Annotated in this window: 17 protein-coding genes, 1 riboswitch and 1 other annotated feature (1 of these 19 running past the window's edge); of the genes, 12 read left to right on the top strand and 5 right to left on the bottom strand. The window is 44.5% G+C overall.

Annotation, left to right across the window (positions count from 1 at the left end):
* Positions 1-32: 32 nt before the first annotated feature.
* Positions 33-197 (bottom strand): hypothetical protein, encoded by a 165-nt coding sequence (locus tag OJ16_RS20110; RefSeq protein ID WP_173425033.1) that lies wholly within the window; start codon positions 195-197, stop codon positions 33-35.
* 360 nt (positions 198-557) lie between these two features.
* Here OJ16_RS20110 and htpX point away from each other — a divergent pair, with 360 nt between their 5' ends.
* The 9 genes from htpX to OJ16_RS02045 all read left to right on the top strand — a co-directional run bounded on the left by htpX (position 558) and on the right by OJ16_RS02045 (position 7,890).
* Positions 558-1,427, top strand: a complete 870-nt coding sequence (gene htpX / locus OJ16_RS02085; protein ID WP_040986865.1) for a protease HtpX — start codon at positions 558-560, stop codon at positions 1,425-1,427.
* Between the two features lie 219 nt (positions 1,428-1,646).
* Complete coding sequence (locus tag OJ16_RS02080; RefSeq protein ID WP_040986863.1) at positions 1,647-2,066, top strand: nuclear transport factor 2 family protein; 420 nt, start codon at positions 1,647-1,649, stop codon at positions 2,064-2,066.
* Complete coding sequence (locus OJ16_RS02075; protein WP_040986861.1) at positions 2,063-2,800, top strand: SDR family NAD(P)-dependent oxidoreductase; 738 nt, start codon at positions 2,063-2,065, stop codon at positions 2,798-2,800. Before OJ16_RS02080 ends, OJ16_RS02075 begins: the two co-directional genes overlap by 4 nt.
* 12 nt (positions 2,801-2,812) lie before the next feature.
* Positions 2,813-4,129, top strand: a complete 1,317-nt coding sequence (locus OJ16_RS02070) for an NAD(P)/FAD-dependent oxidoreductase (RefSeq protein ID WP_052810416.1) — start codon at positions 2,813-2,815, stop codon at positions 4,127-4,129.
* Between the two features lies 1 nt (position 4,130).
* Positions 4,131-4,934 carry a DUF1365 domain-containing protein gene (locus tag OJ16_RS02065; RefSeq protein ID WP_040986859.1) on the top strand — a complete coding sequence of 268 codons (804 nt, stop codon included), beginning with the start codon at positions 4,131-4,133 and terminating at the stop codon, positions 4,932-4,934.
* A 1-nt stretch (position 4,935) separates the two neighbouring features.
* Positions 4,936-6,180, top strand: coding sequence for an SAM-dependent methyltransferase (locus OJ16_RS02060; RefSeq protein ID WP_040987124.1), 1,245 nt, complete (start codon positions 4,936-4,938; stop codon positions 6,178-6,180).
* A 9-nt stretch (positions 6,181-6,189) separates the two neighbouring features.
* A complete protein-coding gene (locus OJ16_RS02055; RefSeq protein WP_040986858.1) occupies positions 6,190-6,732 on the top strand; it encodes a DUF2878 domain-containing protein in 543 nt (180 codons plus the stop codon).
* On the top strand, positions 6,710-7,315 hold the full coding sequence (locus OJ16_RS02050) for a chalcone isomerase family protein (RefSeq protein WP_082030201.1): 606 nt from the start codon (positions 6,710-6,712) through the stop codon (positions 7,313-7,315). The genes OJ16_RS02055 and OJ16_RS02050 overlap by 23 nt, the downstream gene beginning before the upstream one ends.
* Positions 7,315-7,890 carry a DUF3833 domain-containing protein gene (locus tag OJ16_RS02045; RefSeq protein ID WP_040986857.1) on the top strand — a complete coding sequence of 192 codons (576 nt, stop codon included), beginning with the start codon at positions 7,315-7,317 and terminating at the stop codon, positions 7,888-7,890. The genes OJ16_RS02050 and OJ16_RS02045 overlap by 1 nt, the downstream gene beginning before the upstream one ends.
* A gap of 74 nt (positions 7,891-7,964) precedes the next feature.
* Here the strand turns inward: OJ16_RS02045 and purB are convergent, their stop codons facing one another.
* From purB to mnmA, 3 genes are all read right to left on the bottom strand, one after another.
* Positions 7,965-9,335, bottom strand: a complete 1,371-nt coding sequence (purB, locus tag OJ16_RS02040; protein WP_040986856.1) for an adenylosuccinate lyase — start codon at positions 9,333-9,335, stop codon at positions 7,965-7,967.
* Between the two features lie 151 nt (positions 9,336-9,486).
* A complete protein-coding gene (hflD, locus tag OJ16_RS02035; RefSeq protein WP_040986854.1) occupies positions 9,487-10,104 on the bottom strand; it encodes a high frequency lysogenization protein HflD in 618 nt (205 codons plus the stop codon).
* A gap of 28 nt (positions 10,105-10,132) precedes the next feature.
* A complete protein-coding gene (gene mnmA, locus OJ16_RS02030) occupies positions 10,133-11,254 on the bottom strand; it encodes a tRNA 2-thiouridine(34) synthase MnmA (RefSeq protein ID WP_040986852.1) in 1,122 nt (373 codons plus the stop codon).
* Between the two features lie 340 nt (positions 11,255-11,594).
* Between mnmA and OJ16_RS02025 the strand changes: the two genes are divergently transcribed.
* Positions 11,595-11,864 (top strand): hypothetical protein, encoded by a 270-nt coding sequence (locus tag OJ16_RS02025; protein ID WP_040986850.1) that lies wholly within the window; start codon positions 11,595-11,597, stop codon positions 11,862-11,864.
* A 92-nt stretch (positions 11,865-11,956) separates the two neighbouring features.
* Complete coding sequence (locus tag OJ16_RS02020) at positions 11,957-13,261, top strand: inosine/guanosine kinase (RefSeq protein WP_040986848.1); 1,305 nt, start codon at positions 11,957-11,959, stop codon at positions 13,259-13,261.
* An 82-nt stretch (positions 13,262-13,343) separates the two neighbouring features.
* Here OJ16_RS02020 and OJ16_RS02015 read toward each other — a convergent pair whose 3' ends face one another.
* Positions 13,344-13,751 (bottom strand): H-NS family histone-like protein, encoded by a 408-nt coding sequence (locus OJ16_RS02015; RefSeq protein ID WP_040986846.1) that lies wholly within the window; start codon positions 13,749-13,751, stop codon positions 13,344-13,346.
* A 513-nt stretch (positions 13,752-14,264) separates the two neighbouring features.
* Positions 14,265-14,448: riboswitch (Lysine riboswitch) on the top strand.
* Positions 14,449-14,559: 111 nt separating this feature from the next.
* Between OJ16_RS02015 and OJ16_RS02010 the strand changes: the two genes are divergently transcribed.
* Positions 14,560-16,155, top strand: a complete 1,596-nt coding sequence (locus tag OJ16_RS02010; protein ID WP_040986844.1) for a Na+/H+ antiporter NhaC family protein — start codon at positions 14,560-14,562, stop codon at positions 16,153-16,155.
* 214 nt (positions 16,156-16,369) lie between these two features.
* Positions 16,370-16,479, top strand: a sequence feature (His leader region); it runs 27 nt beyond the window's last position.

Raw genomic sequence — 16,479 nt, 5'->3', positions numbered from 1 at the left:
TTTATGAGTTTATGCCGATCTTATTGTGTCGGTTACAGGTCGCTTTGTAGACTTAACCATGCCGATTGCGTTTCGGAAAGGTGTTGCTGTGGTGCGTCTGTCATTAAGCCCAATTGTTGTTTTGCTTCATCCTCTGTAATGCCTAGGTGGCAGCGCAAAAGATCAATAGCCATTTGATAGTTTTTGGTCTCAGCCATGGGTGCATTCCTTTGACGTTGATTACGTGATTTCTGGTACAAGCGAAAGTGTCGTTGTGAGAAATTTAGCATCTTTTCGTGACTCCACAATAAGACCAAAGTCTAAGGCGTGGCATGGGCGAGGACCATTTGCGGCTGGCGAGACGGGTTTTTTCTCTGTCGGCTTGGCAAATAAGGGCAAAAACAAATGTATCAAATTGCTTCTAACGCTTGTGTTTAAAGCGATTAGGCTATATCTATAGGCTAACCGGATGAGTTGAATCAGATGGTAGACTAAAGGCTGCGATAAGTTTTATCTTGAATTCGATAACCTGTATACGTAAGCCACTAATAAATAGCTTTCTGTTTCGGAGAAAAGTAATGAAACGAATTATGTTATTCCTTGCAACCAACTTGGCCGTTGTATTGGTTTTAAGTGTTGTTTTGAATATTGTTTATGCTGTGACGGGGATGCAGCCTGGTAGTCTGTCAGGTCTTCTGTTGATGGCAGCCGTATTTGGTTTTGGCGGTTCAATTATTTCGCTAATGATGTCGAAAGGCATGGCATTGCGTTCTGTTGGCGGCATGGTGATTGAAAGCCCTCGCAATGAAACCGAGCACTGGCTGATTGAAACGGTTCGTCGTCAATCGCAGCAAGTAGGTATTGGTATGCCAACGGTCGCGATTTATGAATCAGGTGATATTAACGCATTTGCTACAGGCGCAAAGCGTGACGATTCATTGGTCGCGGTATCGACTGGCCTATTACACAACATGACCCGTGATGAAGCGGAAGCCGTTTTGGCGCATGAAGTGAGCCATATCGCGAACGGTGACATGGTGACCATGACTTTAATGCAAGGTGTTGTGAATACCTTCGTTATTTTCCTTTCTCGCTTTATTGCGAACATTGTTTCGTCAAATGATGACGAAGAAGGGGAAGGCGGCAGCAACATGATGGTTTACTTCGGTGTCTCAATGGTGCTGGAGTTGGTGTTTGGTTTCCTAGCAAGCTTTATCACCATGTGGTACAGCCGTCATCGTGAATTTTATGCCGATGCCGGTGCTGCGCAGTTGGTTGGCAAAGAGAAGATGATTGCCGCGCTAGAGCGTTTGAAAGTCAGCCATGAGCCTCAACTAGAAGGTTCTATGATGGCGTTTGGTATCAACGGTAAAGCGTCAATGACAGAATTGCTGATGAGCCACCCGCCGCTAGACAAACGTATTGCAGCGCTTCGCAATAGCTTGTAATTAGACGCTCATCTATTTACTTACAGCAAAATATAATACAGCGAAACATCGCATCGAAAGGCTTGGATAATCTCCAAGCCTTTTTTGATCCATCGTGTTTTCATTTCGTAAATGTGAATAAGTTATACAAAAAAAAATTTGTACAACTATTGATAGTGTCCTAAGTTAATTATACAAAAACAAAAACTGTACAATAAAAACGTTCGGAGGGTTTGGTTCATGGATGTCACCAAAGTCAGTTTGATCTATCAGCAATTGAATAAAGATAACTTGCATCTTCTTGAAGAGGTTTATCACCAAGACGTGGTGTTTGAAGATGCGGCTCATCGCTTAGAGGGATGGGATGAGTTAAAACGGTATTTTGATTCGCTCTATCTCAATGTCGAGCTTTGTCAGTTCGATATTAAAAGTCAGCTGCAACAGGACGATGTGGGTTTCATTACTTGGACGATGAGCCTCAAACACCCAAAACTCCAACACGGTCACACAATCTACGTCAATGGTGTTAGCCACCTCAAATTTTCTCACCAAAAAGTCATTTATCACCGCGATTACTTCGATTTAGGTGAAATGTTGTACGAAAATATACCAGTACTCGGTTCGGTTATTCGCACCATTAAACGGAGATTAGGTGAATGAAAACGGTATTTATAACCGGTGCAACATCAGGTATTGGTTTCCAGTTGGCGAAAGACTATCTCAAGGCAGGGGAGAAAGTGGTGGCGTGTGGGCGTAATCCTCAGGCGCTGGCTGAGCTCACACGGTTTTCTGAAACGTCACCTGAAATGATAGAAACCTTGTGTTTTGACTTAACCGACTGCCAAGCCACTCAGCAGATGGTCGATAGCATGCAAAGCAAACCCGACGTGTGGATTTTCAACGCAGGGGATTGTGAATACATCGAAAAAGGTGAGTTGGACAGTCAGCTTATCAGGCGTGTATTTGAAGTGAATGTTATGGGGCTTGTGCACGCGATAGAAGCGGCACAAACCCGCTTTGTGCGAGGCTCACATTTAGTGATTGTCGGTTCAATATCCAGCGAGCTTGCGCTCCCTCGTGCTGAGGCGTATGGCGCATCGAAATCGGCCGTGAGTTACCTGGCTCGAACGTTGCAACAAACGTTAAAACCAAAAGGTATTCAGGTCACCGTGGTTTACCCCGGATTTGTTCGTACACCATTAACGGAAAAAAATACGTTTGCAATGCCACTCATGGTCGATGTTGACGAGGCTTCTCGTGCAATCAGGAAAGGCATTGAAAAAGGCAGCGCTTACCTTTATTTCCCGACACGATTTACCCTCATTTTACGTCTTATCGCCTTGTTACCTTATCGCTGGCAAAACGCGTTAACCGCAAAACTTACCCAAGATTAAAGGAAGTAGAGAATGAAAATTGCAATTATTGGAACGGGTATTTCTGGGTTAACGTGTGGTTATCATCTTCACAAAAAACATGACGTGACCGTTTATGAAGCGAACGACTATATCGGCGGGCACACCGCGACTGTCGAAGTAGAACTGGATGATAAGCAATACGCGGTAGATACCGGCTTTATTGTCTATAACGATAGAACCTATCCCAATTTTATCCGCTTGATGAATGAGATTGGGGTAGAGGGCCTGGCTACTGAGATGAGCTTTAGCGTTTCCAATCAATCAAACGGTTTAGAATATAATGGTCACACGTTAGGGACATTATTTGCTCAAAAGCGCAATTGGTTCAATCCGCGTTTTTATGGCTTTATTTTTGATATTTTGCGGTTTAATCGATTAGTGAAAGCGCAGGCCGCGCAGCCGAAGAGCAGCCAAGCCGAAGATGAGCACACGCTTGGTGATTTCCTAACGGCGAATAACTTTAACGACTATTTCTGTGAAAACTATATTTTGCCTATGGGGGCGGCCATTTGGTCTTCGACATTGGCTGATATGCGCGCTTTTCCATTAAACTTTTTTGCACGCTTCTTCTTAAATCACGGCTTATTGGATGTTGTAAACCGACCGCAATGGTATGTCGTCAAAGGGGGCTCGAAGCAATATATTCCGGCGCTCATTGCGGGCTTCAAAGACCGCATTCATCTTTCTTCTCCTGTGCAATCCGTTTGGCGTGATTTTAATGGTGTTCATCTGCATGTGAACGGTGTGGTTAACACGTTTGACCATGTCATTTTTGCCTGTCACAGCGACCAAGCATTATCACTATTGAATGATGTCACTTCTGACGAACAAGAGGTGTTGTCAGGCTTAGAATACCAAAACAATGACGTGACGTTGCACACCGATACATGCCTATTGCCGCAACGCAAAGCGGCCTGGGCGGCATGGAATTACCAATTAAGCGGTAATGGAAAAGCGCAAACCGCCCCGCCAACACTGACTTATAACATGAACATCTTGCAACACATCGATTGCGAGCACACATTTTGTGTTTCGCTCAACAGCGACGCTTACATCAACCCGAGTAAAGTGCTGCGGACGTTCACATACAGCCATCCAGTGTTCAGTATTGAGTCGATGAAGGCGCAAGCACAGAGACATCGCATTAACGGTAAGACACACACTTGGTTTTGTGGTGCTTATTGGTACAACGGATTCCATGAAGACGGTGTGAGAAGTGCGCTGGATGTGGTTGCAGAACTGAACGCTCAACATGACGGCTCCGATCATGCCGACAATAAAAACGGTGAGATTAAGGGAGCGGCTTAGTATGAAAAGTGCGCTATTGGTTGGCACGGTGCGGCACAGAAGGCTCTCACCGGTCACTCATTCACTGAACTACCCACTCTTTATGCCTTGTTTGGACTTGGATGAAACCGACGTGGTATTTGGTCAGGTGTGGGGGATGGGAAAGCGCTGGTGGCATTGGGCTCGCTTTCGTCGTGCTGATTACCTTGGTGAAGGTAACTTAAAGCAAGCGGTACAAGATAAAGTCTGCGAATTGACGGGAGAGGCGTTAACTGGTCGCGTGGAGGCCGTTATTCATCTGCGTTATTTGGGGGTCTATTTCAGTCCGGTTAATTTCTACTATCTCTATGATGAGAACGACCAGTGGTGCTATCTGTTGGCAGAGGTCAGTAATACGCCCTGGAATGAGCGTCATTATTACGCAATACCCGCGACAGAAAGCGGTCGCTGGCAACATGAGAAGGCGTTTCATGTTTCCCCCTTCAATCCGATTGAGCAGCAGTACCATTGGCGTATAAAACCACTGAATGACAGACTTAATGTCCATTTGGAATGCCATCGAGATCGCAAAGAATTTGATGCGACATTGCTAATGGAAAAAACACCACTCTGTTCAAAAAGCCTGCTCAAGCACTTAATTTCAACCCCGATAATGGCCGTTAAAGTCACCATCGGTATTTATTGGCATGCCTTTAAGTTATGGCGGAAAGGCGCGCCGATTTACGACCATTCTTCCGTTTCTGTGCCACCGCCGTCTCAGCACCTGTCTAAAAGTGCGGTACAAGAATCACATCACGAGAATAATAATGATAAGCAAGGAGCATAGGATTATGACCACTCAAACTTTAGACTTTCCTAAGCAGCTGAGTACGTTAGATAAAACCTCGCGCAGTATCGCGTTTAGTTGCCTAAATAAATTGTCTGTAGGCACATTGAGCATTGTTGAAGAATTTGCAGTGGGGGATGTGGTGCAGCGTGAGCGATTTGGCGAGCCACAATCTGGTCAGCCTGCTGCGGTCATTATTGTCAGAAATCCAGCCTTCTACAGTCGCTTATTGAAGGGCGGCAGTATTGCCGCGGCGGAAAGTTATATGGATGGATGGTGGGAGACACCTGACTTGACGGCTCTTATGGAACTCATGGCGTTGAACATGGGCGCGTTAGATACCATTGAGAATCGCAGCAGCTTTCTTTCTACTTTATTAAATAAATTTAATCATTGGTTAAACCGAAATACGGTGGAGAATTCGGAGAAAAATATTTCGGCGCATTACGATTTGAGTAACGAGTTATACCAGACCTTTCTTGATGAAAATATGCTGTATTCGTCGGCTCTGTTTCAGTCTCCGAGTGACTCTCTCGCGCAAGCACAAATAAATAAAATGGAACGTTTGTGTCAACAATTGCAATTAAAAGCGACGGATCATGTGATTGAAATTGGGACCGGTTGGGGCGCAATGGCGATTTACATGGCGCAAACTTACGGCTGTAAAGTCACCACGACGACGATATCAGATGCTCAATTTGATTACGCAAAAGACAAAATAGAGCAGTTGGGTTTGTCGTCGCAAATTACGTTATTAAAACAAGACTACCGCTTGTTAACCGGTGAGTTTGATAAATTGGTCTCGATAGAAATGATTGAAGCCGTTGGTAAAGCGTTTTTGCCTTCGTATATTCGTCAATGTCAGTCTTTGCTCAAACCTCAAGGTTTGATGGCAATACAAGCGATTACCATTGCGGATCAACGCTACAAAAGTTACAGCAATAGTGTCGACTTTATTCAGAAATATATTTTCCCCGGAGGCTTTTTGCCGTCGATCACCGCGTTAACCCAAGCAGCAACAACTAACAGTGACTTGGTTGTGCGTGATTTGTTCGACATTGGTGAAGATTATGGGCAAACCCTTCACTGTTGGCGTCAGGCGTTTAACCAGCACTTGGATACCGTTAAGACGCTTGGTTTTGATGAGCGCTTTATCAGAATGTGGAACTACTATTTCTGCTATTGCGAGGGGGGCTTTCGCGCGAAAACCATCAGTACCGTGCACATGACCTTTCAAAGGCCCTAGGTGCCACGCGTGAGCGAGTTTAAACGGTTTCTGCTGGTATCGACCTGGTTTCAAGTTACGTGGTTTCTCGCGGTAGTGGGAGCGGATAAATGGCAATGGTTGACCGTTGCCGCTGTGCTCTTAACCCTCGGTGTGAGCGCGAAATATCGATGGCTCCAATGGCGTAAGTGGGGGCTACTTTGCTTAATTGGTATTAGCTTCGATGTGTTGAATCAGCAAATCGGTGTCTTCGTTTTCGAGAGTGGTGTCGAGAATGACTTAGGGAGTGATTTCAAGAGGAGTGTTCTTCCCCTCTGGCTCATGGCGTTATGGGCCATTTTCATGTGGTATGTGCAGTTTTTAGTCCCCATAGTGAGTCGTTATCCTTTAGCGCTCGTATCTATGATGGGGGGCATATCGGGCAGCTTGAGCTATTGGGCGGGATCGAAACTCGATGCGGTGACGTTTGGCTACGCCTTACTCCCAACGCTCGGCTGGCTTTTTATTGGTTGGACCGCGGTGACGATGTTGTGCGTAAGGATGTTAAAAGATGAAAAGACAAGCAGGGCTTAGGGTCCGATTCAGCCTATCCAAAATCGGCCTGTATTGGTTACGTTTATTAACCGGCACTTTTTTGTTTTTTCACTGCGTTACTGCATCCGCGACAGGGATCGCTGGAGTGATTAGCCAAGATGATTGGAAAGCATGGAAACCCGTAGGCCAAGCTCAATTAAGTGTGTTTTTTTTTGATGTCTATACCTCAACGTTACTCACTCCGAGCGGACAATATGAAATAAGCCAAGATCTCAGCCCGCATCCCTTAGCGCTCAATATTGAATATCAACGCAGTATCAGCCAGGCGCAGTTACTGGATGCGACGTACGATCAGTGGCTCAAACTTGGCTATGACCAAGCGCAAGCGAAAGATTGGATAAATCGGCTGGGCACTATTTTTCCGAGTGTGAAAAAAGGGCAGCAGCTGACTTACGTTACGAATGGGCAGATCGGCCAATTCTACTATTCTGTGGGGTTGCCAAATGATCGGTTACTTGGGCGCATTGATGATGAACAATTGAATGACGCCTTCTTGGCAATTTGGTTGTCTCCGGAGACAGAATACGCGGATTTAAGGCGTGAACTCATAGGGATAAAATAATGAAAACAAAATTCGCTATCACCATTCTATTTTGCAGCCTTTTATTTGGATGTGGTGCTCAGCTTGAGGATTATGATGACAGTGAGCGTCGTTTTGACTTATTCGAATACTTTTCAGGTTCTGTTATCGCATGGGGCATGGTACAAGATTTTAGTGGCAAACAGACTCGACGTTTTGAAGTCGTGATTGTTGGTAAGGTGGTTGAAAACCGTCTCACACTGGAAGAAGATTTTGTTTTTGATGATGGTGAGACGCAGCGTCGGGTGTGGCAAATCGATAAGCTGTCTGAAAAGAAATATCAAGGCACCGCAGGGGACGTGGTCGGCATTGCATTGGGTGAAGAGCGTGGCAATGCGATGCAATGGCAATATGACTTAATCCTGCCTTATGGCGATTCTTCTACTGTGGTATCAATGGATGATTGGCTATACCGTCAAGATGATAATCATCTTTTTAACATCACCAAAATCAGCAAGTTTGGTGTCGAGGTGGGTCAAGTAACGATTTTCTTCCAAAAATCCCCAACCCCCACCAAAATCCAAATAACGCATAAGCAAGATAAGATCAGCAAATGACACCCAACAAAAAGGCTTTCCGAAGAAAGCCTTTTTTTACATTCGCGTAAGCCTAAATGGCGTACAAAGAGTGCTTACAGTTTGTCCGTCAGCTCAATTGCTTGGCCGATGTAGTTTGCTGGTGTCATCTCTTTCAAACGTGCTTTTTCATGCTCAGGCAATTCAAGGCCATCAATGAAAGCACGCATTGCTTCACCGTCAACGCGCTTACCACGAGTCAGCTCTTTTAGCTTCTCGTATGGTTTTTCGATGCCGTAACGACGCATAACCGTTTGTACAGGCTCAGCCAATACTTCCCAGTTACGGTCTAGTTCAGCAAGCAGCGCTTCACGGTTTACTTCTAGTTTGCTAATGCCTTTTAGCGTAGAAGTGTAAGCGATGATCGCATAACCCACACCCACACCCAGGTTACGAAGAACCGTTGAGTCAGTTAGGTCACGCTGCCAGCGAGAAATCGGCAGTTTTTGCGCAAGATGGCCAAACACGGCGTTCGCAAGACCTAGGTTGCCTTCTGAGTTTTCAAAATCGATAGGGTTTACTTTGTGCGGCATGGTTGAAGAACCGATTTCGCCAGCAATCGTTTTTTGCTTAAAGTGACCCAGTGCGATGTAGCCCCAAACGTCACGATCGAAATCGATTAGAATGGTGTTGAAACGTGCAACCGCATCAAATAGCTCAGCGATGTAATCGTGAGGTTCGATTTGAGTTGTGTATGGGTTCCAAGTCACGCCAAGTGATTCAGTGATGAATTCTTCGCTAAATTTGTGCCAATCAAGCTCTGGGTAAGCTGAAAGGTGAGCGTTGTAGTTACCAACTGCGCCGTTTGTTTTCGCCAGAATCTCAACGTTTTCGATTTGCTTGTATTGACGTTCCATACGGTACGCAACGTTCGCCATTTCTTTACCCATGGTAGAAGGCGAAGCAGGTTGACCGTGGGTACGTGATAGGAAAGGAATATCACGGTACTCAACAGCAAGTTTGCTGATGGCATCAATCAAATTGCGGATTTCAGGAAGAATAATCGTTTCACGAGCTTCTTTAAGCATAAGAGCGTGTGACGTGTTATTGATGTCTTCAGAAGTACAAGCAAAGTGGATAAATTCATTCACTGCGTGCAGTTCAGGTACGCCTGCTACTTTCTCTTTAAGGAAGTATTCTACCGCTTTTACATCGTGGTTGGTCGTACGTTCAATGTCTTTGATTCGTAGCGCGTCTTCTTCAGAGAAGTTCGCCGCTAGATCATCAAGGTATTGATTCGCTTGTGCGCTGAATGCTGGAACTTCTGCAATTTCAGCAGTGGCGGCAAGCTTTTGTAGCCAGCGGATTTCAACGATCGTACGGTACTTTAATAGGCCGTATTCACTGAAAATTTCGCGTAACGCAATCGTCTTACTTCCGTAACGGCCGTCTACTGGTGAAACAGCAGTCAGTGCTGACAACTCCATGATGTTCTCCTGAATTGATTTTCTAAATTTCGTGAGCTTTATACCAATAACTGACGTTATTGTCACGAACATTGCGCAAACGTTTGCGCAAGGGGTGTGTTAGTCAAAAAAAACCGCCCGCAATGAACGCGAGCGATAGATTTATTCGTATTTACATTCGAGCGAGTAGAATTTGAGCCTGCTCAACCATTTTTTTACGACCAAAAACGAGATGACGACGCTTGCCACCCACTTGGCGCCACAATACGGCACAGCGGATCCCTGAAAGCAGCAAGGCGCGTACTTTGTGTTGGTTTCCTGATTGTTGCAATATTGATGGGGTGCCCGTTACTTGGATTCGAGGCCCGATTGGGCTTACTACATCAAGATAAACGCTGGCAAGGTTGCTCATCATTTGATCGTCGGTTAACGAAAAATGATCGGTTTGGCGTTCAAGCATTTTTAAGCGATCACCGAGCTGAGACATTGCATCGTTACGGGCGCTTAGTTTGCGCTCAAGCGCCATAAGACTGATGATGTAACGTGTAATTTCACTGCCGTTTGGTGTGCTGTCAATGCCTTGAACTAGGCACTCAAGCCCAAGTTTTAAATTGGCTTCTTGGCCAAATACCGCAAGGGTATTGCTTGGGCTGATATTCAGAATCGCTTTTAATGAAGTTTCAAACGCGTCTGAGTCACACTGACCGTCCTTTGCTGCTTGCTGAACCAAAGCCACTGCTTGGCAAATGCCGGCAAATGCAATTGTGCGGTCGTAAAGAGTGTTCGCCACGTAGAGTTACTCCTAAATTATACGTCTGTTAAATGCGTTGTTCGATGATACCACCACCAAGACAGACATCACCTTGGTAGAATACAGCGGATTGCCCTGGGGTTACCGCGACTTGTGGTTCGTCAAAAATCACTTTGATGGTGTTATCATCAACGGGAATGATGGTGCACGGAATGTCACTTTGACGATAACGTGTTTTCACTGAACATTTTAGCGCTTCTTTGATTGGCGTACGATCGACCCAGTGTAATTGTGATGCAACCAGACCATTAGATTTCAAAAGTGGGTGGTCTGCACCTTGTACAGCGATCAATACGTTACGTTTCAGATCTTTTTCTGCCACGTACCATGGGTCTTCATTACCACCGCCGCCTTTTTGGCCGCCAATATGCAGGCCTTTACGCTGACCCAGTGTGTGGTACATCAAACCTTGGTGTTCACCAATGATTTGACCTTCAGGCGTTTCGATTTTACCTGGCTGTGCGGGTAAATAACGGCCTAGGAAGTCGGTAAACTTACGTTCGCCGATAAAGCAGATGCCCGTTGAGTCTTTCTTCTTCGCAGTAATGAGGCCTTGCTCTTCCGCAATGCGGCGAACTTCTGGTTTCTCAATGTGACCCACTGGGAATAGACTACGTGCAACTTGCTCATGGCTTAGTGTGTACAAGAAGTAGCTTTGGTCTTTGTTGCTGTCTTTACCACGTAGCATTTGCGGTTTTTCACCGTTTTGTGGGAAAGAGCGATCAACATAGTGACCCATTGCGATGTAATCAGCATCAAGCACTTCGTCAGCGTATTCTAAAAACGCTTTAAACTTGATTTCTTTATTACAAAGAATATCTGGGTTTGGAGTACGGCCCGCTTTGTATTCTTCAAGGAAGTACTCGAACACGTTGTCCCAATATTCTGCCGCAAAGTTAATTTTGTGCAGATGGATGCCAAGCTTGTCACAAACTTCCTGTGCATCGGCGAGATCTTGGGCCGCGGTACAGTATTCTTCGTTGTCGTCTTCTTCCCAGTTCTTCATGAAAAGGCCTTCAACTTGATAGCCTTGCTCTTTTAGAAGATACGCAGAAACCGATGAATCAACACCGCCAGACATACCAACGATGACTTTCTTTTGACTGTTGTCAATACAGTTCTCAGACATTGCTTAACACCACAAAAATTTACTGGAGGCAGATTCTAACAGAAAGCATTTCGCGGTGACAGATCCGAGATCGAAATCACACTTCGAATTTGAGGGTTTTTAACCACTTTGTGTAAATAATCTGCGTCAATTATTAACGTTATCCCCGTCCTATTTATCGTTGTGTCCCTGTTGGTTACGTCGATTGAGTCAATGAGCAAGTGCCACTCGGCATTTCAAGTACTGACTCGCCGTAGAGCGGTATCGGTAACCTGGGCGCATTGATAACTAGTAGGGGTATTCACTTTCTATATATGGCATAGTGGCGAAAATTCAAGTGCAAAGTTTAAGGTACAACCCTGTGACAGATGAAAACCAAGTATTACAAGAAGCGGATCTGATTGAAGTGATTGAGAATCAACTTGAAGATCGCAATCCAGTGAAGGTCACTGAAACGCTAATGCGCTTACGAATGAGTGGTACAAGCCGTGATGATGCGGTCGCGATGATGGCTTGCGCCGTTTCGATTGAGATTTTTGACGTGATGAAAAATGGCGGAGAATTTAATTTGAAGCGTTATTCTGAGCATTTAGATAGCCTTCCTGACCTTTACTTTATGGAAGGCGAGTAACGCAACCGTTTGCTATAATCCCAGTTATTGCCGCGCTTTCCATGGCGCGGTAGAATCCGCCCTCCTGTCATCCCTTAATCAGAATCATAGTTATGAAATTTCCTGGTCAACGTAAATCGAAGCACTATTTTCCCGTCCATGCTCGCGACCCATTGGTAAGCCAAGCGCAAGAGAGCAAGAAGATGTCTCGCACCCATATCATTGGTATCGACCAAACATTGGTGGACATTGAAGCAAAGGTGGGTTCTGAGCTGATTGAAAAATACGGACTGAGTAAGGGACACTCACTGGTTATTGATGACCAAACGGCAGAAACACTCTATAACGAGTTAAAAGACCAAGCGCTTATTACCAACGAATACGCGGGTGGTACGATTGGCAATACGCTACATAACTACTCAGTGTTAGCGGATGACCGTTCAACGCTATTGGGCGTTATGAGCCAAGATATTAAAATTGGTAGCTATGGCTATCGTTATTTGTGCAATACCTCGAGCCGTATGGATCTGAACTACCTACAAGGTGTTGATGGTGCGATTGGCCGTTGTTTTGCTCTGATTACTGAAGATGGCGAACGCACGTTTGCAATCAGCGAAGGTCAGATGAATCAACTTCATCCAGATAATATTCCTGAAAAAATCTTCAAAAATGCCTCTGCGCTTGTATTAACGGCTTATCTTGTTCGCTGTAAACCAGGCGACCCGATGCCAGAAGCAACAATGCGCGCCATTGAATACGCGAAGAAGCACGATGTACCGGTGGTATTAACACTGGGCACTAAGTTCGTTATTCAAGACGATCCTAAATTCTGGCAAGACTTCTTGCGTGATCATGTCTCTGTGGTTGCGATGAACGAAGATGAAGCAGAAGCGCTAACGGGTGAGGCAGATCCACTGGCGGCATCAGATAAAGCGCTGGATTGGGTTGATTTGGTATTGTGTACTGCAGGTCCAGTTGGTCTTTATATGGCTGGCTATACGGAAGAGAACGCGAAGCGTGAAACCTCACTGCCGTTGCTACCAGGTTGCATTGCTGAATTTAACCGATATGAATTCAGTCGCCCAGCAGTAAAAGCGTTGTGTGAAGATCCTATTAAAGTGTATTCACATATTTCGCCTTATATGGGTGGCCCAGAAAAGATCAAAAATACCAATGGTGCAGGGGATGCGGCGTTATCAGCATTATTGCATGATATGGCGGCAAATAAATACCACAGAGAAAATGTACCTAACTCAAGCAAGCATGCACACGCATATTTGACTTATTCGTCATTCTCTCAAGTGTGTAAATATTCGAACCGTGCAAGCTACGAAGTATTAGTACAGCACTCTCCGCGTTTATCTCGTGGTTTACCTGAGCGAGAAGACAGCTTAGAAGAAGCGTACTGGGAAAGATAAAAGAATAATGCCTACTACTTTGTGGGTATTGTTAGCATAAAAAAAGGCGCCTAAATAAGGCGCCTTTTTTACAATCTAATGACTAGATTAAAAACTCTTCAAGCTTACGGCCTGAATCAAGCAGAGCTTGGATAGCTGAAGGTGTGCGGCCTTGACCTGTCCACGTTTTTTCTTCGCCGTTAGTATCTTCATACTTATATTTAGCAGGGCGTGGTGCGCGCTTAGCTTTTGCTTTCGTTTTTGTTTCGCCAGCAAGAGCACTAATTAGAGCTTCAACATCAATGCCGTCTTTTGCAATTTGTTCTGCAATAGCGGCCAATTTTGCTTCTTGTTCTGCGCGTTCTGCTGATTCCGCTTCTTCTGCTTCTTTACGCTCAGATACAACAAGTGATAGTTTTTCTAGTGCTTCTTCTAATTGCTCTAGAGTAAGCTCACGAGAGAAGGCACGTAGGCTACGGATGTTTAAAAGTGTTTTTGTTAATTCCGACATAAAATTATACCAATATAATTAAGCGATAAATGGATGTTAATCCGATCATGTAGATATTACAATTCAAAAATATAAAATCAGATAAAATTTAATTTAAAAAAGGCTGATAACAAAATATTTTAAGCTCACTTCACATTCTGTCCTAGCATCCCCTTTGAGCATTATAGATTTACAATCACTCTAAGTTTAGTGCGTGGTTTCATATATGCTAGTAAAGAATGGAAATAGTATTCTATTTATAGAACGTTTTATAAATTATACCAATGTATACGCGGCGAATATTCACCAGGAAATGACAATAGACGATTAAATACGATGCAGTTCATGCGCGTGTTTTACTCTTTCTTTTGCTAAAAAATGCGGTACGCGTTTTAGTGGAATGATAAAAATACCAATAAAAGTTTAGATTGATGTATTGAAATGATGTTTAAGTTAAGTACAATGACCGTCACCTGATGCGTTAGCTTGGTTAATACTATGTTAAGAGTAATCTTACTTAGTACTATCTTTTGCTAATGCGGTAGAGGAGCGGAATGAATGAGTCGCGTTTATTGGGGTGATGCCAATGAATAAACGTAAAAGGTCTTTTCCGCCGAAGTGAGCTTGTAAATCAAAACAGCTTGCTGGGGTTGCACTCGAATAGGGGCAACACTGCCATAGTCTATTATTTGTATAACTATGGAGCGCTACTGTAGGCTAGGGACAAGTATTCACTTTCCTATCGCTAACTTTTGAATGTATGGGCTATCTTTTTAGTCTATGCGTCTGCAGTAGATCTCTAACCAATTATTACTGGTTTTTGAAGATCATGAATTTAATCGATTTTGCTACATCCCCTTTATCACTGCTACCTCCGGTAGTGGCTTTAAGTCTTGCCATTCTAACCCGTCGCGTGTTGCTGTCGTTGGGCGCTGGTATCGTATTGGGTGCGGTTTTATTGGCTGATTATTCAGTCGGTGGCGCGGCAGGTTACGTGAAAAATACGGTATTCGGTGTTTTCATTGAAGATGGCGCGTTAAACGCAGGCAACATGAGTATTATTGGCTTCTTGTTGTTGCTGGGCATGATGACGGCGCTGCTGACATTGTCTGGTGGTACGCGTGCATTTGCCGATTGGGCTCAATCGCGCATCAAAAGCAAACGTGGCGCGAAGCTACTGGCTGCATTTTTAGGTATTTTCATCTTTATTGATGACTATTTTAACAGCCTTGCAGTAGGTGCCATTTCTCGCCCTGTGACTGATCGTTTCTATGTATCCCGCGCTAAATTGGCTTATATCCTAGATTCGACTGCTGCACCAATGTGTGTGGTGATGCCAGCATCAAGCTGGGGTGCGTATATTATGACCATCATCAGCGGTATTTTGGTTTCGCACGGTATTACTGAATATTCAGCGCTTGGTGCTTACATGCGTCTTGTGCCAATGAACTTCTACGCCATCTTCGCGCTATTAATGGTTTTTGCGGTGTCATGGTTTGGTTTGAATGTGGGTAAAATGCGTGAGCATGAAATTGCCGCTTCTCAAGGCCGTGGCTTTGATGATGAAAAGCAAACCGATGAATTAGAAGAAGCTCGTTCGCTTGATGAAGAATTGGATATTCGCGAAAGCGACAAAGGTCGTGTGCTTGACCTGATTTTACCGATTGTTCTCCTTATTGTCGCGACGGTAGCGTCAATGCTTTATACCGGTGGCCAAGTATTGGCTGAAAGTGGTAAGCCATTTGCGTTGTTAGGTGCGTTTGAAAATACCAACGTCGGCATTTCACTTATCTATGGTGGCTCAGTGGGTCTGATCGTGGCATTGATTACGGTTATTCGCCAACGTCTTCCTGCCGCTGAAGTGTTGCGTACACTCGTGATTGGTGCAAAATCGATGTTTGGTGCAATCTTGATCTTGGTGTTTGCTTGGTCAATTGGTACCGTTATCGGTGACATGAAAACGGGTAGCTACCTGTCTACAATGGCACAAGGTAACGTGGATCCACATTGGTTGCCTGTTATTCTGTTCTTGTTATCTGGTGTGATGGCATTTGCGACCGGCAGTTCATGGGGTACGTTTGGCATTATGCTTCCAATTGCGGGCGACATGGCTGGCAGTACTGATATTGCTTTGATGCTACCAATGTTGAGCGCGGTACTGGCGGGATCGGTATTTGGTGATCACTGTTCACCAATCTCAGACACGACGATTTTGTCATCGACCGGTGCGCGTTGTTGTCATATTGATCACGTTACCACTCAGCTTCCTTATGCGCTATCGGTGGCGTTAATCTCATGCATCGGCTTTATTGTGTTGGGCATGACAGATTCACTGCTATTCTCTTTAGCGGCATGTAGTGCTGCGTTCGTTATTGTTTGCTTTATCTTGAATAGTTTATCGAAAGCAAAAATGACCACGAACTAATTAAATTCGTCCATTGCCTAAAAAAGGAGAGCTCATGCTCTCCTTTTTTGTATCTTTGATAAGTCATTGATAATGATAAATAGAAAAGCTGTGTGCGGAGCGTTGCAAAAAACTTAAATTAAAGGTTGAAAAAAGTTAATGGCTTAGTTAGTGTGGTTATCAACCAAGCGGAATTGAAGAGCTTAATCAGTATGCGAAATAGTGTTATGAACAACCATCATCACCATCACCCAATGTAGTCTTTCGGGAGATGAACGCATACCCGGGGGACAGGAAATTCCCGGAGGCTAAGATCAAAAGATTTTTAGAATTAACCCTCGGGAG

The sequence above is a fragment of the Vibrio renipiscarius genome (assembly GCF_000827885.1).
Classification (GTDB): Bacteria; Pseudomonadota; Gammaproteobacteria; order Enterobacterales; family Vibrionaceae; genus Vibrio; species Vibrio renipiscarius.
The sequence above is the reverse complement of the archived record's forward strand: the minus strand, read 5'-3'. Positions and strand labels throughout refer to the sequence as shown.